The sequence below is a fragment of the Methylobacterium sp. FW102-HT35C08 genome, from assembly GCF_058790235.1.
Map to the genome: position 1 here is coordinate 3,078,989 of NZ_JBYTCL010000002.1, position 23,287 is coordinate 3,102,275.

The window sequence follows — 23,287 nt, forward strand, 5'->3', positions numbered from 1 at the left end:
AACGCTTGAACGGCAACTTACCGCACGGTCTTATCCAATACTGTCGTTCTATGAACGGCACCGCGCACCCGACATCCTATTGTCTTTGGACGATTGTCAGTTCCGCCGCTAACGTTCGGGAGCGGAGATGTAGACCGGCGAGAGGCTCTGGTTCCAGCTTTGAGCCTGGACGAACCCTTTCACGCTCGAATTCATGGCGCGCGGGTTCACGTCATGGACGACCATGACGAACAGCGCATCGTCGACGAATTTCTCATGGATCTTCATCAGCACCTTGGCCTGCTGATCGGGATCGAAGGTGCTACGCACCGCGTCGAACATCTTGTCCATCGCCGGGTCGCAGTAATACCCCCAGTTGGTCCCGACAGGAGCCGTCAGATCGCATTTCAGGTGACGGATCAGGGCGCTGTAAGGATCCTGCAGCGAGTAGCTGTAGTTGATGCCGGTCACGCCGCGGGAGATGTCAGCCTTGGCACCGGCGCGCCACATGTTGATGAGCGTGTTCCACTCGACCACCTCGTAGTCGATCTGGACGCCGACCTCGGCGAGGTTCTGCTGTATGAACTCGTTCATCGGCAGCGGTTGCATCTGACCGGAGCCCGAGGCGGAGATCGCGATCTTGGTCCTCAATGGCTTGGCCGGGCCGTAGCCCGCTTCGGCGAGAAGCTTCCTGGCCGCTTCGGGATCGTACTTCACCCGGAACGTGGGGTTGCCGAACCACGCGTCGTTGGGAGGTAGGAACCCCGTGGCTGGCACCGCCAAGCCTCCGAGCAGCTCCCTCAATCCGTCGCGATCGATGGCGAGATTGACCGCCTTGCGCAGTCTGATGTCGTTCCAGGGCGAACCCTCGACGCGCGACAGGTGCCATGTCCAGTTGTGCGGATACGAATTGGTGGCGATGGCGAAGCCCGCCTTCTTCAGGGATGCCACCGCATCCGGCGACGGCGCCTCGATCCAGTCGACCTGACCGGAACGCAGTGCGGCGACACGCGCGTTCGCATCGGGCAGCGGCACCAGCACCAGCTTTTCGAGCTTCGGCACACGTGCCTGGTCCCAATAGGCGTCGTTGGGCACCATTTCCGCGCGCTCGCGCGGGGCGAACAGCGTCAGCTTCCACGGGCCGGTGCCCGATGGCTGCTTGGCGAAGGCGTCCCAGGACCGGCCCACCTTCTCCCACTGCGCCGGCGAGGATATGGCGATGTAGACGAGCTGGTAGGGGAGCGTCGCATCGGGTGCCTTGGTCACGATCTCCAGCGTCGACCGATCGATCGCCCGGTAGCTCGCAACCGCCGGAATGCGCACCTTGCCCTGCGCGGACTGGCGCGGGTCGTATTGAGGGGCGTCGGGCTTCAACAGCTTGTCGAAGTTCCACACGGCCGCATCGGCGGTGAAGTCGGACCCGTCGTGGAATTTGACCCCAGGCCGGATCTTGAACGTCCATTTGTTCCTGTCGACCGGATCCACCGTCCAGCTCGTCGCGAGGCCGGGTATCAGCTCCGCCGGCTTGTCGGAGTGGGTCAGGTCCCAGGCGATCAACGCGTCGTAGATCGTTTGCCCGACGAAGCGGATCCCCTCGCCGCCGTTGTCGGCCTGTCCCGTGGTCAGCGGAATGTCGGAGGCGGTCATGCCGATCCGCAGCACGCCCTGCGCGGAGGCGGTACAGCACAGGCCCAGCAGCAGGACGCAGGACAGGATCGCGGATCGCACGTGCGGTGCCGTCAACATATCGGGAACTCGATCTCGGGCCGACGTCGGATGTGCCGGCGGTTGCGGGCCGCCCAGCCCAGCAAGACTTCAGCCAAGCTGAACGCGGCGGACGCAGGTGGGATCTCGCGATTGCATGTCCTTCGGCTTGGCAGCGGCCTTGCAAAGATGCGACGCCCTGCGGCCGCGCGAGGGCGGCCGGCCCGAAAGCGGGCTATTCCTGAAGGTGAGCTCCCCATGGTTCAACTCGTCGTCGGCGGCGCGCAGATGGGCCCGATCCAGCGAGCCGACAGTCGGCAGGTCGTCGTAGCCCGGATGATAGCCCTGATGGAGGCCGCCGCCGCTCGAGGCGTCGAAATGTTGGTCTATCCCGAACTCGCGCTCACGACCTTCTTCCCGCGCTGGTACCTGGAGGACGAAGCCGAGATCGACACGTTCTTCGAGCGCGAGATGCCGAACGGCGCGACCGCACCGCTGTTCGAGCGCGCTCGCGAACTCGGAATCGCGATCACCTTCGGGTACGCGGAATTGACGCCCGAGGGACGCCGCTTCAACACCTCGATCCTGACCGATCGAGCGGGTGCCATCGTCGGCAAGTACCGCAAGATCCACCTGCCCGGACACAGCGAGTACGACCCGGAGCGCACGCATCAGCACCTCGAGAAGCGCTACTTCGAGCCGGGCGATCTCGGATTTCCGGTGTGGCGCAACGCTGGCGTCGTGATGGGCATGGCGATCTGCAACGACCGACGCTGGCCCGAGACCTACCGGTGCCTCGGGCTTCAGGGGGTCGAGCTCGTGACCATCGGCTACAACACTCCATCCACGAACGGCCAGCAGAGTGCCGAAGGCCTGGAGAAGCGCCTGTTCCATTCCGACCTGTCGCTGCAGGCCGGCGCCTATCAGAACGCGACCTATGTCGTCGGCGTCGCCAAGGCCGGCATCGAGGATGGGCATCCCCTGATGGGTGGCTCGATCATCGTCGACCCGGATGGCTTCGTCCTCGCACGGGCGGCAACGGAGGAGGACGAGTTCATCCTGGCACCATGCGACTTCGAGAAGTGCGCCTTCGGCAAGACGACGATCTTCGACTTCGCCCGGCATCGCCGGACCGAGCACTATAGCCGCATCACCGCGCAGACCGGCATGCAGGTCGAGGTTTGATCCGTCGCTCCTGTCTCATGCCGACATCGCTGCGAGGTGCGATACAGCCAGGCAATCACGGGCATTCTAGCATTACAGTTGCAATCTCCTTGTGAGGTGCGCCTGTCGAGCGGCGGCTTGGTGAGCCCGCCGCCAAGCTGACCGGGCGAGTACGAGGGCGGACTCAATGTGCCGCTGCGCCGGCCGCATGGCCACGCGCCGGACCTCCTGAATTGTGTGAAAGCTGTGGGCACGACGGAAAGCGCCGGTGTCAGTGTGTGGATCGGCGTCCAAAGTGGCCCCACCGCCGCCTCGTGCTTAAAGGGATGACTAGAAAGGCTTTTCCGTCACGGAAGTGGGTGCCGCTTCGGCGCCGATCGGCGTCCAAAGGGTGCCCACCTTTACGAACTAAAGCCAAATTTTTCAGATACTTAGGCGCGGGTGACCGGCGGGTCTGCGTTGGACGCCGATCCACATACTCGCGGATCGACCCCGTCGCTTGCCGTGCGAGGTTCGTCTTCCGACGAACGCCGGTCCGGTCCGGCCTCCGGCGACATCGTTCGAGCAGCGAATTTTCGAGTGGGGGCGGAGGCAGATCGAACCACTCCGGCCATTCGCCTCTGGGCCTCCCAAACGGCAACGCCGCCTTCGGAAGACATCTCTCCTCGGCATGTCGATGCAGCAGAGCTTGGTATCCGCCACTGAGCGGTGGGTTCACGCCGACCGAGGCTTGACCGTCGAACGGATCGGGAACACCGTCGTCCTGCCGAGAAAGGCGGCTTCGGCCCGCGCTCCGGCAGACGCCGAAGGGGAACAGGGCGAACCGCCGAGGTTTTCGCGCTGCGCAGTTGGCCTATTCAGAGGATCACGGGAACCGGTCGCGGCAGAATGCCAGAAGGAAGAAGAAGCGGGGGGCGCCGGCGAGGCGGTGTAGCGCCGGCGGATATCCCGAGATGCGACACGGCCGCGATCAAGGCACGGAACGCGCGCGCCACGACCAAGCCGAAGGCTGCGGGCAATCGCAGCACCGGATCGAGGCGTCGTGCCGGTGCTACCGGGGATGCGCCGTCGGGCCATCTACCGCCCAGCGGCACGACATCGCCGAGCCTCGTGCCGGCTGCCACGCCGAGAGAACGACTTCTGCCCCTAGTTTCCGTGGGAAGCAGGAAATTCGAGGAGCTGTGCGAGGATCTGGTCCATATCGCATTCCCGGAGGCTATACGAACTTCGCTCAAACGCTCCTCTGGGATGGAGCAGTACGGAGTGGACGTAGAAGGGTTCAATGAGGACGGCGATCCTTTCGTCGTCATATCTGCGAAATGCTACCATGATATCAAGGCCTGGGACTTCAAGCCCTGGATTGAGCATTTCAGCAAACATCTCGAAGGACACTGGAAGGACAAGGGAGTTCAACGCTTCATCCTTGCGGTTTCGCACGAGTGCAACGACGACGACATGAATGCGGCTGCCAGGTCGGCTGTCCAGGAACTGAAGGCCCGCGGCATCGCGTTCGAGCTATGGAATGCGCATCGCATCTCACGGCTTGCAGCGCGCGAGCTATCGATCATCCATCGGTATTTCTCGAGCCATTGGGTGGAGGCGATCTCTGCGGACCTGGGCACGGGATCGCCGATCCTGACGGGCTCGACGCCGATCCCATCTCAGGGATCGGCGATGGCCGTCGCTGCCGAACTGCTCAGACAGGCGGCGGATCTCGCGTCGCCGGCTCCGGGACGCATCGCCCGCCTGATGGCCGAGCGGCTCGAGGACGCCATCGCATGCCTTCGGAGAGGACGCGCCGCGGATCTGAGGAGATGGCTGTCCGAGGCCCGGGCCCCGCATGGCGAATGGTCGAACTTGGATCCCGCAGTGCGGGCGAAAGCGTTGAGGGCGGTCGCCCTCCTGCACATGGAGGTGGGCGAGACCGCGGAAGCAGGCAGCCTGCTCGCCGAAGCCGAAGAAAGCTCGGCTTCTCCGGATGTGTCGGCTCGCGCGTATCTCGCTTGGTCGGAAGGACGCCACGCCGAAGCTCTCGCGATGATCGAGGATCCTTCCGGATCGCGCGAGCTCGAGGCGAAAGCCGGTTTTCTGATCGAATCGGGACTGGCGCGGGATGCGGCTTCCATCCTGGCGTCGGCGAGCGGCGACGAGATCACCCCGGGCATCCTCCGCCTGAGGGCGATCGCAGCGTTCATACTGGGCGACCGCGCCAGCGCCTTGAAGGACGCCACCTCCGCATTGGAACGCGCTCCGCTCGACGTCGCGCCGCGGACGACGCTCGGCGCCATCCGTCTGCTGTCCGCCCTGGTCCCCGGGGTGCGGCTGCAGTTCGGCGGACTGCTCCAGCCCATCAACCCAGGTCTCCTCAGCGACGACCCTGCGGCGACGAGGCTTCTCGAGTTGGCTGCCGAGGACTTTACGCGGCTGTCGGACACGGTGGAAGGAACGGCCGTCGCCGAGATCGAGACCTGGAGGCTAGCCGCGCTGCTTCTCAACCCGGCGCGACGGGAGGAGGGAGCCGATCTGGCGCGCGAGATCGTCAAGCGACCCGCGCCCGAGCCGACGGCGGTGGCATGGGCCTTCAACTTCGGCCTCATCGACCACCCGGGTCGGATCAAGAAGCTCTTCGGCGATGCGTTGCGACAAGGGCGTGGCACGGTCGCGCATCTGGCCGTGCTGGCCGTGCTAAGCGCGGGAGCCGACCGGCCGAAGCGCGGGCTCGACGTCATACGGCGACATGAAGGCTCGTTTCCCGAACACCGCGCCCTTTTCGCGGAATGGAAGGCGCGTTTCGGCGACAGGTCGATCGAAGACGTCGGGTCGTTCTCGGCTGCCATGCAGGCCTGCGTCCGCCGGAACGACAATGTGCCGATGGTCGCATTTCTCGACGATCCGGCAGCTACGGTGGAAGACCTCATGGCTGGAGCGGAGCTCCTGGCCTGCCGTTCCGCATGGCGCGAACTGGACCGCCTTCGGGGGCGGCTCCTCGGAGTGAAGGCGGCCCGGCCGCGGGAACTGGCGGCCCTGGCCGCCCTCAACGCCGGCCGTCCGGCGGACTGCCTCGTCGTCCTGAAGGAGATTGCCGCCGCATCACCGGGCGGGAGGCTTTCCCGTCGTCTCATCGCGATGCGCATCCAGGCGAATCGGGATCTCGGACGGCATCACCCGATCATCGAGGATCTGAACTCGATCCGCCGCGAGGGCGACGATGCCTTCATCGAGGCTCGCCTGTTCGATGCATACGTTCGCATCGGTGCACTTTCCGAAGCGCGCAATGCGGCGTCGAGAATCCTTCAAGGTGGAGACCTTGCTCCGGACCAGGCACTCAGGATTGCCTACATCCTCCGTTCCTACGATGCGGAAACCGCTAGGCGCGCCCTCGCCCGGGCCGCCGACCTCGGCATCCGCCCCGAGGTGGTCGGGGCCGCCGCATCCCTGGCAGCAGATCTCGGTCTGTCCGACGTGCAGGAGCGGATGTTCCGTGTCATGGCCACCACGGACGAGGCCGCGGGCACGCTGATCCGCTTCGACACCGTCGAGGCGGCTCTCGCCTTCATCGACGAGCGATCCCGCGAATATCAAGCGCGTTTCGAAGATTGGCTGCGCGGAGCTATGCCCGCCGCTCTCGCGATGCAGGGGGACCTGTCCGCCTATGCCCGCCTTTTTCTGGCGGACCCCGACGAACGGCGCAATCAGGTCGGCCATCTCTTCCCGATGCTCCTCCTGTCCGGCGCCAGACGGACGCCGCCGATCTGGACAAACGACGAGCGTTCCGTCCTGAGAATGGACCTTTCGGCACTGCTGCTCGCCCATCGACTTTCGCTGCTGGCCGACCTCAATCGGTCCTTCGCCATCCAGGTGCCGGCCTCCGTCGCCGAAGCGCTCGTGGAGATGCAGAGCGGGTTCCATGCGGTCGATCCGAACGTGGTCGAGGCTTGCAGCTCGGCGCTGTCGAAGGCTTCCGGTCCGATACGGATCGTCCGGGAGATCCCGACGGATGCCGAGCCGCTGGAGAGTCCCGAGCAAGTCGGCGAGTTGAACATCGAGATTCTCGGCGGTCTGCTGGATGCCGCTTTCCGCTCCGGACACCTGGATCGGGAAGCTCTGGAGGAAGCGCGCGGAAGATTGATCCCTGCCGAAGCGGGGTCCTTGCGCCCGGTGGGCAGCGTGCATTTGACGCCCGGGGCCGTCTTCCGGCTCGCCGCAGCTGGCGTGCTGGCGCCCGTTGCGAGGTCTACGCCGATCTACATGACGAACGCCGATGCGGACGAGGTCGGTCGCACGTTGAAGCATGCGATCCACGAGGACGGTTTGCGGACGAGCCTCCGAACGCTGCTGGAGAAGGTCTCGGAACGTCTGCTCGCGGAGGGTGGATGGACGACGTTGACCCGGCAGATGGATGAGGAGGATGCGGTTGCCGCCGAACGCATCCCTGCGCACATACGTTGCGTGCTGGAGGTCGTCGACGCCCAGCGATCCGGCGCCGGGATGTTCTGGATCGAGGAAAGGGCTTTCTCGCACGGACGGATCGAGGGCGCCGTACAGATCCACGATGTGGTGGACAGGCTTCATGCCGGCAACATCGTCACGGACGCGAGGCGATCATCGATCTTCAGAACGCTGGGAGGGCTGGGCTACTCGTTCTCGCCCATCGATCCGACGGCCGTCTTCGAAACCATAGCAGCAGCTCCGATCGACCGCGGCGAACTGATCGAGACTCCGGCGCTCGAAGAACTCCGGATATGGTTCGCCGACGATGCAAGCCTTCTGGTTCATCTCGACAAGACACCGAGGCATGCGGAGTCCGGAGAGATCGTCGGGGAGATCAGACGGCTGCTGGAGCATGGCGAGCTTGTCCGCCGGGTACTCGCGAGGATCTGGGCGGACGGGCACGCGACTGTGACCGAGAAGCGTTCACGCTCCAGATGGGCATGGATGTGCCTCCGATCGGACCGTGTGCCCGGTACTCCGGCCGACGCGGATCCGACGTCGCGCAGGTTCGTCCACGCGGTGTCGCTCGCCCATGTGATCGACCTGCCTCTGTTCGCGGATCTGTCGGGAGACGAGACCGACTTCGGCGTCAGGCGCGAATTCATGCGCTGGTTCGACGACGACCAGCTCTCCGCGACCGCGAAGGCGGATCCGGCCACAGCCGATGCGGTTGCCGAGATTCTCGCCTCGATGCTTTCGGATCTGATCGACAGGCCGACCGGCGCGGAGGGCGATACGGATGAAGAAGTCCGCCGTTCCCTGGTGAAGATCGCCCTGAGGCTTCTGATCCTCCTACCGGACCAGTGGAGCGACAAGATCGTCGGTCGGCGCGATCTGAGGAGGCGTCTCGGCGTCAGGTCGAGCTTGGTTCTGCATCTCGGCGACAAGCTCGAGATCGAAACGATCGCTCTGGCGACCGCCTTTCGCAACGCGATCGAAGCCGAGGGGGACGGCGGCCCGGCCACTGCGGCTCTCCCACTCCAAAGCGGAGCGGAAGCTCGGCTCAGCCTCGATCCCGCCGATCTGCCGGTCCGTGTCGCTGCGATCGAAACCGATGCTGATATCCTGCGCCTCGACGAAACGACGAGCGTTCTTCTCCATCCGGACGTCGAGCGGCGCCTCGCTGCCATCCGAACGGTCAGCGATCTCGAAGGCCTCGGTAGCTTGATCAATCCGGATGACCTTCTCGCGGCCGTGCGCGAAGTCGAGGTGGACGACCGTTTCTCCGCCATGAAGGAACTGACAGCAAGGGATCTGCAGCGCACGTTGCAGAACCTGCGAGACCGCGTGTGGCACACCGGCCGGATCTCTCTAGACGATCTGGAGCTAGCTCCGGCCGACGGTGTTCTCGGATTTCTCGGACTGCAACGAACCGATCCGGTCGACGGCGATTTCGTCGCCGCAGCGGCCGCCCAGCTTGAACGCGATCTCGATCTTGCGACCGCCGCATCACGGCTCGCAGCGTCGCCGATGCAAGTGCCGATCGATCTGCTGCGGCGATCGGGCGAGGCGCTGCTCGAATCCGACGGGTCGGAGCCGATCGAAGCGCAGTCGCCGTTACTGGCCGCGTTCGAGCTTCGGGCGCTCGCGGCGGCCGGTGCCGATGCAACGAGATTGGGAACGGCAACGGACGCCTTCGTCGAAGCCGTAAGGCTCCAAGGGAAGCTGTTCGGAGCGCTCCTTCGTCATGGCGCATTGGCCGCGCTCCACCGGGACGATTGGCGCGCCCTGCCCTCGAGAGTCCGCGTCGTGCTGCTCTGGATCCATTCCGACATGCTGACGCGATCTCTTGCGCCTCCGGGAGCCGACGCCGGTCAGGTCGCCGAATGGGTGCTGGGCAATAGCGAGGCCGACCTGAGCGACCTACGCCTCCGTGCCACTCTGCCGGATTGGGAGGTGCAGCTCAGCTGGAATTTTGCTCCGGAGGTGCTGGCGGCCACGGTCGCCGCCGAGCTGATCCGGGGCTGTTCGATGCCTGTATTCCCTACGGATTCCGTAAATGCGTTGAAGGAGCTCGTCGGCAATGACCAAGGCGAATCCTGGATCCCTTCGCTTGCGATCGTCAGGATTCCGCGCGAGCCGCCCCCCGGATTCTGGGCGGGCGTCGATCCGCTTCGAGCCTTCGTGGAAGCGGCTTGGCTTTCGACCGCAAGCGTATTCGCTGCGAGGGACGATGCAGATCTCGCGCTTCGCCTATTGGAAGCACGAACTGCCGAGACGGACGCCGGGATGCGGACGCTTTGGACTGCCATGCTCTCGCTCGTCGATTTCGAGACCGTCGACGAAGCGCTCCTGCTACGCGTCCGCGAAACTCTGGAATCGGCGCAAGGCGACCCCGTACTCGAACCGGATGGCGGCGGGATGTTTAGGATCCTGACGACACTCTCGGCAGCGACGGCTCGGCGGAACGATGTCGGCGAGATGCAAACTGCATTGGCGAGACAGGCCCGCCGGTGCGCTGACAAGTGGCCACAGGAACGCCTCCGCTACCTGGGAGGCGACAGCGATGCCTCGCGCGCCCTGGGGATCCTGACGGAGCTGGCCTATCGGCACGCTCTCGATCTACCCAGGACTGCCCCCGAACAACTGCTGGCTTTCGCGGAGATGGTACGTGGGGTCGTCGATGCCTGGCCCAGCTCCCTTCGCACCGCAATCGCGGCTCTGGACGCAGTCACTCGTCAAACGGACTTCGATGCCGCCGCCTTGGCCTGGCCGATACTCCTCGAGTTGCGGGCGCGGAGAGTCGTATGACACCGACCCGACGGCACACCTTTCATCGCAGACTCCGGAAACCTCGGCCTAAAGGTGTGGATAAGCGCCGTGTCGGGACCCCTCTCTGAAGCACGGTAACGTACTCAAGAACCTGCCGTTTTTCGTCTGAAGGAGGGGTCCCGACCGGCGCCGACCGGGACCCCGCTCCTTCTTCGATTTTGCTAGTGATAACAACGCGCTGCCTTAGCTTTGGTCGGGGGTCCTGCTTTAACGCCGATCCACACAAGACGCTTAGAAGTACACGTCATCGAAGGTTGGTCGAACTGCTCGTCGAAGCTCGCGAGCGATCGGGCATGACTCAGAGCGAGCTCGCATCGCGGTTGGGCCGGTATCAATCCGTCGCCGCCGCGATCGAGGGCGGAGGAAGGCGCGTGGATCTTGTGGAATTCCTGGACATCGCGGACGCACTTGAGATCGATGCCGCGGCCTTGATCGCTATCGTCCGATCGGTCCGGAATTCGGAGTGACGCATAACCCGGGATACCGATCGGCAAAGCCGAGGCGACCGCTCGAGCGAAAGATTGAGACGGTCGCAGGACCGTCCGGCTTGAGACCACTGGAAGGTCGGTTCGATGTAAGGCCGGGCGCCCGCGGCGCACGGCGCCCGGGCCGCCCCCAAGCCGATGTTTGCGACGCCGCGGCGTCGATGCGACCTAGCCAGCGCTGCCTCCCTCTCGCCGTCGATCGGGCTGCGCGTCACGGGCTATTCGAATTTCAGTGTTGAAATCCGCTTCGGAGGGGCGGCGTAGCCGACGCTAACATCAACGATGCCCGGGCGATGACGGGTACAGCTTGTACGTCACGCGGCGGTGCACGGGTGCCATGGTTCGGAACGTACCGCGAACGGGATCAGGGTCAATACGCGCTGACGCGCGTTGCGCCTTCACCACCAGCCAAACCGCTGGCGCGGTCTGGCTGGAGCACTGGCGCAAGTTCGGTAGACCAGGTCGGCACCAGCAGGCTGGTCGAGTACCGCGGCCGGCCGACGGCACCGTCAGCCTCGCAGTCAGCAGGCACCACAACCATAAGCGATGGGTCAATCCTCCCAGTCGTCGAAGTCGTCCTCGTCCTTGTCGTATTCGGGAACGCGGCTACCCAAGCCAGTCAGCCTGTCCTTGACGACTCCTCTCTCGCGATACCGATTCCCTCGGATACGCTCCGCGAGCTGCTCCTTGTTCTCCTTGCGAAGCATCGGGTCGGCCGCCAGTGCCGCATCGCGAAGCTCGTCGAGCCAATTCCCCCACCTCGCGAGCATGGTCAGTTTTCGGTTCATCTCTTCGTCCCAATCGTACGCCGCCGTGGCGTCGGATGGGCGTCCTTCGTTGTGATCGAGTACGAGTTTGGCATCGTCGCGCGTGAACCCTAGATGCTTCTTGCCGTACGTGAAGAAAGCGCGCCGGATCCCGTGGGGACTGATCTCGACCTTAGGAAATGCAAGCAGATTGTGGTTCAGCACGCCAGGATCTAGCGTCGGCGATTTTCTTTTAACGACTTTGAACTTAGGGTACCGTGCCGGAAACAGCCACAGCTCGTTCTCCGAATAGGGCCTGCTGAGGTCCTCCTCCTGCTGGATGAGGTTCACGAGTTCGGCCGCCGACCCGGTCAATGGGAGCCGGTGCGGGATTGAGGCTCCGCGTGTGCGGCCGGTCTTGCGGTAGAAGGGCGGCAGGTTCCAAACGACGGTTCCCGCGGGTGCCTCCGGATCGGTCCAGCTAAAGTCCGTTGCGTAGGCGCCCATGATCGCCCGCCGGCGTTGCGCCGTGTAAAGCAGCAGCCCGATCGCCCAGGACACGTGCTCGTCGAGCGCTCCGGATTCGGCGATCGCCAGAGTTCGGCCGAGGCTCTCCGGGGTCGGAAGGCTTGGTTTGGCGGTTTTTCGTCCCGAGCGCGCCACGGCGGGCTGCGAGATCAGACGGTCGCCAACTTCGCAGCGCGTCTTCTCAGGCGGTCGAAGGCGGTAGAGCAAGTTGGGCTCGACCAGCGATCGCTTGCGCTGGCCGTCGTTCGACAGCCACGTCCAGAAGGAACGGACGACGCGCAGAACGTGAGCTGCGTGGGACTCCACGCCTCTCTCGTGGATGATCCGTATCGCCCCGGCGATCTCTTCGCGCTCGATATCGGCGAGGCGACGCCCGCGGAAAACCTTCAACTCCTCCGTGTTCCGGAGGATGCGTCTATAGTCGGTATAGGTGTCGGGCCGCCGTGTTCGTTGAACGTGTGCGAGGAACGCTTCTACGCCTGCTTCCCAGTCCCAGGACGCGGGCGGCACGACGACCGGAGCCGCTTCCGACGTCGCCGCCATGGGATCGATGTTCTTTCGCAGCGCCTCCCGGATGCGGGCGGCCTGACTGCGGACGTCGGCCAAGCTGTCGCGCGTCGCGATCACCTGTCCGAGATCCCAACGCTTCTCCCGCCCATGAAGGCGTCCCTTGTAGGACCAACGGGCGCCCGAACGCGGGCGGATTCGTAGGAGCAGCCCGGGGCATTCCGGGTCGCGCCGTTCTGTTTCAGGACCGCCCACGTCGCGGAGGACGGCTTTGAGCACGTCCACGGTGATTTTAGCTGCCTTGCGAGACGCAACGGGATCGGTCATCGTCTGGGTCGCATCTGGGTCGCGCATTCAAACCGGTGCCGTTCGGGGTGGCCGCGAAGGGATCGGAGCAATCATCTGATCCGTATAAAGACTTCGTTAAGACCCCGTTCCTTCGGAGCCCGTAGAAAAGGTCGACAGAAGGAATCATAATCCTTGTGTCGGGGGTTCAAATCCCTCCCTCGCTACCATAATATCCATCCGCCCGGTCAATGACTTGGCGGGTTTTTCGTTGCCTTACCGGGTCCGCAAGGCCTGCAGCGCGCTGCAATACGAGTTGTGGTTTTACAACGCGTCACAACCGGGCGTAGGCTGGTCCACGCAACACGGATGGGACACGATCCTGGTGGAGCAAGAGGGCAATGGCCGAGGATCACGTCGGCAAGCTGCACAAGGTCCGGAACAAGCTCCGCGAGGAACGCCGGCAGGTGATCGACACCATGCTCGTCGCAACCAACGCATCGTCATTCATTTCCGAGTTTCTGCGGATCCAGGCGGCTATCGGCAACATTGAGCTCGCCCTTACTGACGAGCATGAACAGGCTCGTGCGGGTCGTGGCGCGGGAAGCTTCGGCACGGAAGTCTGAAGCGTGAAGAACCTGTCGCGAGATCTCTTAAGGCACCTGAGCGACTCAGTGACCCATGGCGGCCACGCGGCAGCGGCACATCTGCCGTCAGGTCTTAAGCCTCATCTCCGCGCCCGGATTGCCGGCATGGCAGATCCTAAACTGCTCCGACCAGAGGCAATCCTCGAGATTCTCATCGATGACCTGAAGGCGAAAGGCTACGTGAAATGACCAGCGGCAGCAGTCAGCCCGAGAAGATGGCCGAGGTTGCCGGACTGGCAGCCGCCATTGCCGACCGAATCCTTCAACAGCACGAGGTGGGTACGTCGATACCGCCTGAGCAATTCAGGATGCTCGTCCGCGCCGCCAGGATGCTTCTGGACAACGATGTGGCCTGGCCGCAGTCGGTCGAGCACGTGGTGATGCGGGTCGCCGAACGGCTTGAAGAGGCCGACCCCGTAACAAGGGGCGATGATGTCGTGGTGCACCTGAAGCAGGGCTCCGACGTGACGAAGCGCCCGTGGGGAGGTGAGCATGCGCTGGGGACGAACGAAGCGTAGATTGCCTGATAGCCTGACCCAGCACCTGTCGAATCCGAAGATCGTCGCCCTGAGGCCCCGGACCCGTCGGCGTAGCGCCTACCATGTCCCCGGCCTGGAGAAGGTCGCCGTCACAATCGTGACCCTCATTGTCGTCGTGCTGGCCGGTGGGCACCTGCTGCGGGCGTGGTAGTCGTCCTAAGAAGCTGCCGGCGTCCCCTTCATTGACGAGACGGGCTGATAGCCGGCCGTGCGGCTGAAGAAGCCTGTAGCCGGTCCGGCCAAATTGAGTCCGCCTGCTGACAGAGTAGAATTGCGCTCTAGTTCCCTCGCCCACAGGTTGAGAGGAGCATCGATGTCAGAGCTGCCAAGCCACGTCGTAGGCCATCGCGAGACCATGCGTGCGAGGAAGGAGGCTCAGCAGAAGAACGCCGACAGAGTGTGGACGCAGGTCGAGGCTGAGCGACGCGCGGTGGACGAGCGGACGGCAAAGTTACGAGCGATGCGACTGGCGCGCGAGAATGGCGAACGCTGAGAGGCTCATCGGCCAGGGCTACGTGCAGCCCCAAGGATCCTGAGGGGGCGAACTCATGTCTATGTCTGGGCATCAAGCCCGTGGCGCTCGCTTCTATCGAATTGCACCTGATCGGCACCCACGGGGTGGTCGATTTCACAGTTAGCGCAGGGTCACTCGCTGGACGCGATGACCTCGACCCCCAGCCGATCGAAGATTTGGGCGTGAGTCCGGAAGGGGCCGCCTAGGATTTCCGACTGGCATCCGATTCGTCGCGACTACGGGGGTATTCAAGATCCGCTGAGCCACCTCCGCTGAGGACAGCCAATTGCCGATGTAGCGGCCCGCACGGCGCACGATCGAAACGCTGATCCGAAACAAATATTCATGCACTGCGAGAGCCATCCACACAGGACAGTTTTTTCCGGCCCTTGTCAGGCATGCCGAAGATCGCCGTGATCTCCCTAAGCCGGTTACATACAGGCCGCTAATCAAGGTTGGTTCGATGTATTGAGCTGTCATTGAGCTGCCGCCGAAAAGCCGACAGTCTGCTTTGCGTCCAATCCGGCCATACGCGCGGTCTGACAGGCTGCTCCGAAGCAGACATCACCTTTGCTGCCGTCTGGCCCGCGCCGCGTCGAAGGCGGCTCAGCCTCTCCGGCCCGCATTCCTGCACGCCTCACCTGAGGAGCACCGAGCTGCTTCCGGCCAAGTTCGATCAGCCGTTACGTGCCCACCAAGACGCGAGGTCTATACCGCAGCCCTGGAGATCATGGGCTTGGCTGCAGGTCATAAGGTCTTCACCGAGCGCAAGGCTGTCCGTCGGAGCCGACCGGCCGGCACGTAGACGGCCCTCGGCGTTGTCCTGCAGAGAGCCGTCTTTGTGATCACCGCTTCGATGACCTCTGCCCGGGCATTTGCACCTCGCCCCGCCACTCTCCCGTGAAGTCCGCCTTCGACGTGTAAGCAACCGAAAAATCGCCGTTGCCCTTCACTCCGGCTAAGTCACCGGTGCCATGGGTGACTTGGTAAGTGCCTCGCGCAGTGACCCGCCCCTGAGGATCGGTCGTGGCGACGCCTTTGTAGGCGCTTGATGTTGCACCGGAAGGCGTTGTGAACGTGATGGTGCCACGAACGGGCCCCCGGCCATTCTTGAGCGTCACCGTCTCGACCCATTGCACCTTGGCGCCGTCGAGCGGCGTACCGGGACCCGTATTCAGTCCGGACGCCGTCTGCTGGATCTCCACCTCATTCAGCCCGACCGGGCGCGGTGTCTGATTATCGACGTGCCCCGTGTAATGACCGCCCATCGGCATTGCGAGCGCAGGAGTCACGGGAGCTATTGCAGCGCTAAGGATAGCGGCAAGCGTCATTGTGCGGCCCCTCGGAAGGCGGCGCTGTCCAAGCAACATCGCGGGCAGCAACATATCCTTGCTCATGCGACCTCCTATATCGGTTGGTGCAAATCGCAATCACTGTTCCGGCGCGACCTGCACAGTAAGCATGAAGGCACGTTCGGTGAACCTTCAGGATTCAAATCACCATGGATGGCGCTGAACGTCCCGGCAGGATCGCTGAAATGTTCTGAAAGCCTCCGAAAACGCGGCGAGATACCAGAGCTTTCGCTGCGCACCCTCTCGGGGTCTGCTGCCCCGGTGCGCACCGCACGAAATGCGAGGCATCGCCGTCAGACTCTCGCACCAGTAGCGGAGAAGGCGTCAGCTTGGCCGCAAAGGCAGAACACTGCTGGCGCCAAGGGCGAGGAGCAATCGATCGTCACTGGTCTGAGCGGCGCTTTGATTGAACCCTTTATAACTGTTGTCGAGCGGCAGTATCATCGGCGGCTAAGGGCCCGTGACAGTCTGCTTCCCGAAACTCGGATGTCGGCCGCTCGCCTTGAGTTTCTGATCATATGGTGATTGCTATCTGCGAGACGGTGGTCACGGATCGGTCCTCGATGATCGACAGCATCACGCTCTTTAATGTCGTAATCGATCTCCGGCGCGAGCAGGTCATCGGGAAGGACGGCCAGCGGCGGGAACTGCGTCCCCGCTCCTTCGATGTCTTGCGGCGACTTGCTGCAAGCGCGGGCGATCTCGTCAGCAAGGATGCGCTCCTCACCGATTGCTGGCCCGGCGTCATCGTCACTGAAGACTCTCTTACCCACTGCATCTCGGAGATCCGCAAGGTTTTGGGCTCGGATGCCCGGAACCTCATCCGGACCGTCCCAAGGCGCGGCTACATGTTGGTGCTGCCCGACGAGCCAAAGCCCGCAGATGCCGTACGCATCGAAGTCCGGGCTCCAATGAGCTTCTGGCCGAGCATCGCCGTTCTGCCCTTCGATGAGTTCACGGACGGTCCAGGCACCTTCGGGGCTTTGGGGGTGGGCTTTGCCGAAGACATCATCACGGAGCTTGCCCGCAATCGAAACATCACCGTCATCGCTCGCCAAAGCTCCTTCGCAGCCAAGTCGAGCGGCGGAACGGCGGCGGATGTCGCGCGACTCCTGGACGTGCGCTACGTGCTTGAGGGCAGCATTCGGCGCGCCGGCGAGCGTATGATCGTCAACGCGCAGCTCGTGGAGGGCTCCTCGAATAGCCACGTTTGGGCAGAGCGCTACGCCTTTGCGGCGGGCGAGGTCTACGAGGTGCAGGAAGAGTTGGTGGCACGGATCGCCGGTACCTTGTTCTCGGGCCTTCAGAGCCACGAGCAGGCTGCGAGCCTGCGTCGCCCACCGGCAAGCCTCGACGTCTACGAGCTCACGCTCCAAGCACTCGCGCACATGCTCCAGTTCAGCCACGCCGGCGTCATGGCGGCGCTGGAGGAGGTCGAGCGGGCTGTTGCCCTGGATCCCACCTATGCGCCGGGGCACATCGCGCGTGGCTTCTGTATTGCGACGGATGCCGGCATGGCGATCTCCGGTGAAGCTGGTCCGGAGCGGCTGGCAGACGCCGTGCAGGCAATCCGTCATGGGCTGGAACTCGACTCTTCGCTACCGATCGGCCACCGCGCCCTGAGCTATGCTCTCCTGGTGACAGGCCGGTGTGAAGAGGCTTTGATTGCTGCCGAACGCGGTGTTGCTCTCAGTCCTGGCGATGCCCTGGCTCTGGCCTTCCTCAGCCTGGCCCAAACCGCGATGGGCCGCTACGCCGCCGCTCTCGCCAGCATCGATCGCGCCATCGGCCTAAGCCCCTTGGCACCCGGCTTCTTCCAGGGCGTGGCCGCAAGCCCCCTCTATGCTCTGGACCGCTTCGATGAGGCGGTCCGGAACGCGACCGAGGCCAGCTTCAGGAGTCCGAGCTACCTTATGGCTTACGTCATGGCAGCCGCCTCGTGCGTCGCTCTGGGACGCAGGGATGAAGCGTCAACGTGGATCTCGGATCTCTTGAAACGGAGCGCAAAGTTCAGCCTCGCTCTTCCGAGGGTGACGAACGCTTACCGGCATGACCCAGGCATGGCGGAACGGTTCAGCCACCATCTCCGCTTAGCCGGGCTACCCGGCTGAGGACCGCGCCGGCTTTGAGATTGCGCCTCGACACGACCGATTGGGACGCCTCGCGAAGCGTCAGCCGGTTTGCGGGTTATCGGACCGGCTTCTGGCTCGAGACCTACCACATGCGGGGGGCATGGAGACTGTCTACGCCGCCATCGGCAAGCCCGTCGGCTTTGCGCTTTCATGCCGAGGGTCCCGGGCCACGGCACGATGATGAGCCGACACCGTCCGTTCGCTCCGGACAGCGAGCCGGACCTGCCGACCGGATCGCTGAGTCCACCTCGATACAACCCGCTTGGCTGAAAGTCAGAGGCGTTCAGTCCTTCAGGGACAATCAGAAAAGCGTCAGGATCCTTTCAGGACGTGCGGTGGATGCCGCCGCTAGTCAGCGGAGCTGACGCGCCATCGCGTTCTCAAGGAGGCTGGCATGAGCAAAGCTTGGCTCGCCCATTACGATCCCGATGTTCCCGAACATGCGGACGTCGCGCAGTTCACCTCGCTCGTCCAAATGTTCGAAGCAACGGTCGCTCGCTTCCGAGATCGCCCTGCCTTCAGCAGCATGGGTCGCAAGCTCACCTACGGTGGCTTGGACGAAGCCTCAGCGCGGCTCGCCTATCATCTTCGCTGGGTCCTCAAGTTGCGAGCGGGCGATCGTGTCGCGATCATGCTGCCGAACCTGCTGCAATACCCGATCGCCTTCTTCGGCGTGGTCAGGGCTGGTCTCGTCGTCGTCAACGTGAACCCGCTCTACACCGCGCCCGAGCTGACGCATCAGCTGCGCGACAGCGGTGCGAAGACGATCATCGTGCTCGAAAACTTCTGTGCAACGCTTCAGGAGGCTCTGCGCCTCGTCGAAGTACCGAACGTGATCGTCACAGGCGTCGGCGATGAGCTCGGGCGCACGAAGGGGATGCTGACGAACTTCGTCGTGCGCCGCGTCCGAAAAATCATCCCGCCCTGGCATATCAATGGCGCGCACCGGTGGCGCCGCATCGTCTCGACGCGGGCCGCCATTAGGGTGCCCCAAGTCGAAGTCGGAAGCGACGATGCTGCACTGCTTCAATACACGGGCGGCACAACAGGACTCGCCAAGGGCGCGATCCTGACCCACGGAAACGTGCTGGCGAATGCCCTGATCCTGGGAACGTGGTTCGCAGCCATCGGGACCGAGCGCGGAGAGACGTATCTCGTTGCTCTGCCACTCTACCACGCCCTCGCACTCATTTGCCAAGTCATCCACCGGTTCATCCTCGGTGGCTGCGGCGTGCTGATCGCCAACCCGCGTGATCTGGATGGTCTCGTCGCGGAGATGCAACGGCACCGCTTGCGGAGCATCGCAGGGGTGCCGAGCCTGTATCAGGCGCTGTCGCAGAACCCTGGCATCCGGAAGGTCGATTTCAGCGAGACGGCTGTCTGTTGTTCCGGCGGGGCACCCCTGCCGCCTGCCATTGCCGAAGCCTGGCGGGCGGTGACCGGGCTTTCGATTATCGATGGCTACGGGCTGACCGAAGTGGCTGGTGTTGCTGCCATGAACCCGTTGGGACAACGCGTGCCGCGCGGTGGAATCGGCTATCCGGTCTGCTCGACTGAGATCGAGATCCGCCGAGACGATGGCTCGCCTGCGATGCCGGACGAGCCCGGTGAGATCCACATCCGCGGCCCTCAGGTCATGCGCGGCTATTACAAGCAACCGGACGAGACCGCCCGCGTTCTCGACAGCCGCGGCTTCTTGGCGACGGGCGATATCGCGGCGATGAGCGCAGATGGGTATCTCACGCTCGTGGACCGGAAGAAGGACATGGCGATCGTCAGCGGGTTCAATGTCTACCCGCGCGAAGTCGACGATGTCCTACTGCGCCACCCGGGCATCCGGGAAGCGGCAGCGGTCGCAGTGCCGGACGCGCGCTCGGGCGAGGCGATCGTCGCCTGCGTCGTCCGGGGCGATCCCGAACTCACGGAAGCCGCTGTGATCGCGCACGCCCGGACCTCGTTGACAGCATACAAGGTGCCGCGCCGCGTGATTTTTCTCGACGCGCTCCCAAAGACGCCGGTCGGCAAAGTCTTGCGCCGCGTTCTTCGCGAGCGCGTCCTGCAACTCGGTAGCCACCCGCAGCCATAGGCGCCGAGCGGGCCCTGTCATAACGTTCACTCTCGGCGCTCATCTTGAGGTGCAGCGGCGCGGGTTGGTGACCGTCAACAACGTCCGCTCTGCCTCGCCCGTGAAGTGCTTAACTCGGGACGACGTTCGGCCAGAGATGCCGAGGCGGGAGGCGTCGAAGGCGATCCTCGATTCGACGCCCGATCGGCAAGCTCGGGCGCGTGTTCCCAACGGGCGCTGGTGGCGTCGAGACCGACGGGATGTGGATATGCGCTTCGGCGGGCGGGATCGCCGCCGAGGGCGTTCGGGCTGCGTGCCCCGATAGGACCCGCGCATGCAACCGGTCGAAACGCGCGACGGCGAGGTTCCCAGTCACACGGCCGACGGGGTTCCGCGCGGAAGCCTCACACGGCCTGGCCCAGGATCCCGAGGATCTCCCGGCGCAGCGCGACCAGGGCCGGATCGTCCCGGTGGCGCGGATAGGGCTGGTCCACCCGGATCTCGGCACGGAATGCGGCAGGGCGTGGGGACAGGACGATCACCCGCTGGGCCAGGACGAGCGCTTCCTCCACGTCATGCGTGACCAGAAGAGCCGTGAAGCACTGCTCCTGCCAGAGCCGGAGCAGCTCCGCCTGCATGGCGAGGCGGGTCAGCGCGTCGAGCTTGCCCAGCGGCTCGTCGAGGAGCAACAGGCGCGGCTCGTTCACCAGCGCGCGGGCGAGAGCCGCCCGCTGCGCCATGCCGCCCGAGAGCTGGTGCGGATAGACATCGGCGAAGCCTTCGAGCCCGACCAGGCGCAGGGCCGCATCGGTCCGGGCCGCCCGCTCGCGGGCGATGCCCCGCGCCTCAAGGCCGAGGCGCACGTTCCCGCGCAAGGTGCGCCACGGGTAGAGCGTCGGATCCTGGAACACGAGGAGCCGGGCCGGGTCCGGACCGGTCACCGAGACGCCATCGACGGTGATGCGACCCGCATCCGGAGATTCCAGCCCGGCCACGAAGCGCAGCAGGGTGGACTTGCCGCAGCCCGAGGCGCCGAGCAGGGCCACGAACTCGCCGGGCTGCACGTCGGTGTCGATCCGGTCGAGTACCGGGAGCGCGGCCCCGCGGATCGAGAAGGCGTGACTGACCGCCTCGATCGTCAGGCGACTGCCGCCCGCGTCGCGCTTCGGCTGTGCGCCCGGCCGCTCCAGGATCGCCGCTACCATTGCACCAGCCCCTTCTGCCACGACAGCACCCGGTCCCGCAGGCGGAACAGCAGGGTGATCAGTCCGGAGCACATCAGCGCCATCACGATCAGCGCGGCATCCATGTTGGCGTAGGCGGCCCAGCCCTGGGCCCATTGCAGGTACCAGCCGAGACCGGACTTCACGCCGAGCATCTCGGCCACGACCAGCACCGCGAAGGACGCGCCCAGGCCCATGAACAGGCCCACGAAGACATGCGGCAGAGCCGCCGGTATCGCGACCCGCAGGATCAGGAAGAACCGGGAGGCGCCGAGGGTCCGGGCGACGTCGAGATACGCCTTGTTCACGCCGGCGACGCCCGACCATGTGAGCACGGTGACCGGGAAGCCTGACGCGAGGGCGATCAGGAAGGTGCTCGCCGACCATGAGGACGGGAAGACGAAGAACGCCATCGGCAGCCAGGCCGTCGCCGGCAGCGGTCCGAGGAAGCGCAGGATCGGATGGGCCCAGTATCCGACCGCCTTCGACCAGCCGACTGCGACGCCGAGGGTGAAGCCCACGGCCGCCCCGATCAGATAGCCACCCGCGAGCAGCTCCAGCGAGGCCAGGGTGCTGCCGCCGAGCTTCGGCCAGTCCTCGAGGAACACCTCCAGGATCGCCTGGGGCGGCGGGAAGAACGGCATCGGCAGGAGATCGAACTTCGCCGTGACCAGCTCCCAGGTGAGGAACGCCACGCCCGAAGCGGTGAGCCAGGGCGTCCAGTAGACGAGGCGGAGGCCGGGGCCGCCGAGGCGGCCGGCGATGGCGGCGAGTACCGGCAGCGCCACGCCGATGCCCAGCGCGACGGCGGCGAACCGTGCCGTCTCGGGGAAGTCGCCCGCCTCCGGCAGGAGGAAGGTCGCGAGGGCGACCGCCAGCCACGCCGCGCCGGCGCCGAGAGCCCGCAGGGGCGGCACCGGCAGGGCGCGCGCGGTACGGAGCGGGGCGGTGCCCGCGGTGTCGGTCAGGCTCGCCACCGCCGCGTCCTCAGCTCAGCACGTCGGCGTAGACCCGCTCGGCGAATTTCGCCGTGTCGGTGGTGCGCCGGAAGACGTTTACCTGCTTCAGCTCCTCTCCGTAGAGGAGGAGCTGCCGCTTGAGGTCGGTCCCGACGGGTTGCGCGCTGTGGTGCTGGCTGCGCAGCATCGCGGCAAGATCCGCCTCCGAGCCCTTGCCGCCGTAGCTGGAGAAGATGCGGGCCGCGTCCTCCGGATCGGCATGGACCCGGTGCCCGCCTTCGAGGACGGCGCGGGTGAGCGCCGCCGCGACGGCACGGTCGTTCCGGATCAGGCTGCCGCGCACCGCCACGACGCAGCAGGTGCGGTCGGCGAACTCGCCGGACAGGTTGGTCGCGACCTCGGTGAAGCGCGGGTCCTTCAGCCAGATCCAGGTCCGCGGGTCGGAATCGGCGAGCGCCTGGGCTTCGCCCTTCTCGACGGCGAGGTTCAGGAGGTCCGCCGGATATTGCCGCCACACGACGCCGGTCTCGGGATCGATGCCGGCCTTCGCCAGCAGCAGGCCGAAGAAGTTCTTGGCCGGGCTCGCCTGATCGCTGATGGCGATGGTCTTGCCCTTGAGCGAGGCGACATCGGTGACGCCCGCCGATTTCGCCCCCAAGAGCCGCAGGCAGCCGCCGTGCAGGCCTGCGGTGATCTTCACGTCGAAGCCTTGTTCCAGCGGCTTGAGCCAGCGCAGGGCCATGCCGATGCCGGCATCGGCCTTGCCGGTGGCGATGGCTTCCAGCAGGGCCTCGGTGGACCCGCCGAAATTGACGAATTCCACGTCGAGGCCGTGCTGCGCGAAGATCCCGCGCTCCTTGGCGAGCGGCGCCGCGGCCGTGCAGATTGCGGTGGCGTTCCAGGCGAGCTTGATCGGCTTCAGCGGACCGGGCGCGCCCTCCGCGGCGGCCGGGCGGCACAGGGGACCGGCATCGAACGGCGTGCCCGGGCCCGGCGCCCAGGCGCGGCCGGTACTCGCGGCGAAGCCGAAGGGCAGAGCCGCTGCCGCGGCCCCCGCACGCAGCAGGAATCGTCGCGACGGGTGTGGGCCGGACCGCGGGGCCATTTCACGCATGACGCTCTCCGAGGCGCCGCGGCACGCGCGGCGGAGGGTGTGGCGGCGCGCTTCTGCGCCCGACCTTACGGCCGGGATATC

Annotated in this window: 15 protein-coding genes and 1 tRNA gene; 10 read left to right on the top strand and 6 right to left on the bottom strand. The window is 65.0% G+C overall.

Annotation, left to right across the window (positions count from 1 at the left end; genetic code table 11):
* Nucleotides 1–108: 108 nt before the first annotated feature.
* Nucleotides 109–1,725: an ABC transporter substrate-binding protein gene (locus AC3WSN_RS14735; RefSeq protein WP_492538875.1), complete on the bottom strand. Its 1,617-nt coding sequence runs from the start codon at nt 1,723–1,725 to the stop codon at nt 109–111.
* Nucleotides 1,726–1,941: 216 nt separating this feature from the next.
* Here AC3WSN_RS14735 and AC3WSN_RS14740 point away from each other — a divergent pair, with 216 nt between their 5' ends.
* The 3 genes from AC3WSN_RS14740 (at nt 1,942) to AC3WSN_RS14750 (ending at nt 10,577) form a co-directional block, all read left to right on the top strand.
* Nucleotides 1,942–2,868, top strand: coding sequence for an N-carbamoyl-D-amino-acid hydrolase (locus AC3WSN_RS14740; RefSeq protein ID WP_492538877.1), 927 nt, complete (start codon nt 1,942–1,944; stop codon nt 2,866–2,868).
* Nucleotides 2,869–4,110: 1,242 nt separating this feature from the next.
* Nucleotides 4,111–10,089, top strand: a complete 5,979-nt coding sequence (locus AC3WSN_RS14745) for a hypothetical protein (protein ID WP_492538879.1) — start codon at nt 4,111–4,113, stop codon at nt 10,087–10,089.
* A gap of 275 nt (nt 10,090–10,364) precedes the next feature.
* Nucleotides 10,365–10,577, top strand: a complete 213-nt coding sequence (locus AC3WSN_RS14750) for a helix-turn-helix domain-containing protein (protein ID WP_492538881.1) — start codon at nt 10,365–10,367, stop codon at nt 10,575–10,577.
* 569 nt (nt 10,578–11,146) lie between these two features.
* Here the strand turns inward: AC3WSN_RS14750 and AC3WSN_RS14755 are convergent.
* Nucleotides 11,147–12,703 carry a tyrosine-type recombinase/integrase gene (locus AC3WSN_RS14755; RefSeq protein ID WP_492538883.1) on the bottom strand — a complete coding sequence of 519 codons (1,557 nt, stop codon included), beginning with the start codon at nt 12,701–12,703 and terminating at the stop codon, nt 11,147–11,149.
* Nucleotides 12,704–12,819: 116 nt separating this feature from the next.
* Here AC3WSN_RS14755 and AC3WSN_RS14760 point away from each other — a divergent pair.
* The 5 genes from AC3WSN_RS14760 to AC3WSN_RS14780 all read left to right on the top strand — a co-directional run bounded on the left by AC3WSN_RS14760 (nt 12,820) and on the right by AC3WSN_RS14780 (nt 13,998).
* Nucleotides 12,820–12,891: transfer RNA gene (locus tag AC3WSN_RS14760), tRNA-Leu, on the top strand.
* A 171-nt stretch (nt 12,892–13,062) separates the two neighbouring features.
* A complete protein-coding gene (locus tag AC3WSN_RS14765; protein ID WP_492538885.1) occupies nt 13,063–13,287 on the top strand; it encodes a hypothetical protein in 225 nt (74 codons plus the stop codon).
* A gap of 3 nt (nt 13,288–13,290) precedes the next feature.
* Nucleotides 13,291–13,497: a hypothetical protein gene (locus AC3WSN_RS14770; protein WP_192710880.1), complete on the top strand. Its 207-nt coding sequence runs from the start codon at nt 13,291–13,293 to the stop codon at nt 13,495–13,497.
* Nucleotides 13,494–13,826 (top strand): hypothetical protein, encoded by a 333-nt coding sequence (locus AC3WSN_RS14775; RefSeq protein ID WP_492538887.1) that lies wholly within the window; start codon nt 13,494–13,496, stop codon nt 13,824–13,826. Before AC3WSN_RS14770 ends, AC3WSN_RS14775 begins: the two co-directional genes overlap by 4 nt.
* Before the next feature lies 1 nt (nt 13,827).
* A complete protein-coding gene (locus AC3WSN_RS14780; protein ID WP_192710882.1) occupies nt 13,828–13,998 on the top strand; it encodes a hypothetical protein in 171 nt (56 codons plus the stop codon).
* A gap of 1,208 nt (nt 13,999–15,206) precedes the next feature.
* Here the strand turns inward: AC3WSN_RS14780 and AC3WSN_RS14785 are convergent.
* Nucleotides 15,207–15,758 (bottom strand): hypothetical protein, encoded by a 552-nt coding sequence (locus AC3WSN_RS14785; protein WP_492538889.1) that lies wholly within the window; start codon nt 15,756–15,758, stop codon nt 15,207–15,209.
* A gap of 518 nt (nt 15,759–16,276) precedes the next feature.
* On the opposite strand from AC3WSN_RS14785, the gene AC3WSN_RS14790 reads away from it, so the two are divergent.
* On the top strand, nt 16,277–17,824 hold the full coding sequence (locus tag AC3WSN_RS14790; RefSeq protein WP_492538891.1) for a winged helix-turn-helix domain-containing protein: 1,548 nt from the start codon (nt 16,277–16,279) through the stop codon (nt 17,822–17,824).
* Nucleotides 17,825–18,239: 415 nt separating this feature from the next.
* A complete protein-coding gene (locus AC3WSN_RS14795; RefSeq protein WP_492538893.1) occupies nt 18,240–19,931 on the top strand; it encodes an AMP-binding protein in 1,692 nt (563 codons plus the stop codon).
* Between the two features lie 383 nt (nt 19,932–20,314).
* Here AC3WSN_RS14795 and AC3WSN_RS14800 read toward each other — a convergent pair whose 3' ends face one another.
* Genes AC3WSN_RS14800 through AC3WSN_RS14810 form a run of 3 tightly spaced genes read right to left on the bottom strand, consistent with a single transcriptional unit; the run spans nt 20,315 to nt 23,206 of the window.
* Complete coding sequence (locus AC3WSN_RS14800) at nt 20,315–21,115, bottom strand: ABC transporter ATP-binding protein (RefSeq protein ID WP_492538895.1); 801 nt, start codon at nt 21,113–21,115, stop codon at nt 20,315–20,317.
* A complete protein-coding gene (locus AC3WSN_RS14805; protein ID WP_492538897.1) occupies nt 21,109–22,110 on the bottom strand; it encodes an ABC transporter permease in 1,002 nt (333 codons plus the stop codon). The genes AC3WSN_RS14800 and AC3WSN_RS14805 overlap by 7 nt, the downstream gene beginning before the upstream one ends.
* Nucleotides 22,111–22,120: 10 nt before the next feature.
* Nucleotides 22,121–23,206 carry an ABC transporter substrate-binding protein gene (locus AC3WSN_RS14810; RefSeq protein ID WP_192707792.1) on the bottom strand — a complete coding sequence of 362 codons (1,086 nt, stop codon included), beginning with the start codon at nt 23,204–23,206 and terminating at the stop codon, nt 22,121–22,123.
* Between the last annotated feature and the right edge of the window lie 81 nt (nt 23,207–23,287).

Bases quoted from the DNA above. Each gene is read 5' to 3' on its own strand.
- AC3WSN_RS14765 (WP_492538885.1), top strand. From the start codon at position 13,063: ATGGCCGAGGATCACGTCGGCAAGCTGCACAAGGTCCGGAACAAGCTC.
- AC3WSN_RS14790 (WP_492538891.1), top strand. From the start codon at position 16,277: ATGATCGACAGCATCACGCTCTTTAATGTCGTAATCGATCTCCGGCGC.
- AC3WSN_RS14740 (WP_492538877.1), top strand. From the start codon at position 1,942: ATGGTTCAACTCGTCGTCGGCGGCGCGCAGATGGGCCCGATCCAGCGA.
- AC3WSN_RS14775 (WP_492538887.1), top strand. From the start codon at position 13,494: ATGACCAGCGGCAGCAGTCAGCCCGAGAAGATGGCCGAGGTTGCCGGA.
- AC3WSN_RS14810 (WP_192707792.1), bottom strand. From the start codon at position 23,206: ATGCGTGAAATGGCCCCGCGGTCCGGCCCACACCCGTCGCGACGATTC.
- AC3WSN_RS14795 (WP_492538893.1), top strand. From the start codon at position 18,240: ATGAGCAAAGCTTGGCTCGCCCATTACGATCCCGATGTTCCCGAACAT.
- AC3WSN_RS14755 (WP_492538883.1), bottom strand. From the start codon at position 12,703: ATGACCGATCCCGTTGCGTCTCGCAAGGCAGCTAAAATCACCGTGGAC.
- AC3WSN_RS14785 (WP_492538889.1), bottom strand. From the start codon at position 15,758: ATGAGCAAGGATATGTTGCTGCCCGCGATGTTGCTTGGACAGCGCCGC.
- AC3WSN_RS14800 (WP_492538895.1), bottom strand. From the start codon at position 21,115: ATGGTAGCGGCGATCCTGGAGCGGCCGGGCGCACAGCCGAAGCGCGAC.
- AC3WSN_RS14735 (WP_492538875.1), bottom strand. From the start codon at position 1,725: ATGTTGACGGCACCGCACGTGCGATCCGCGATCCTGTCCTGCGTCCTG.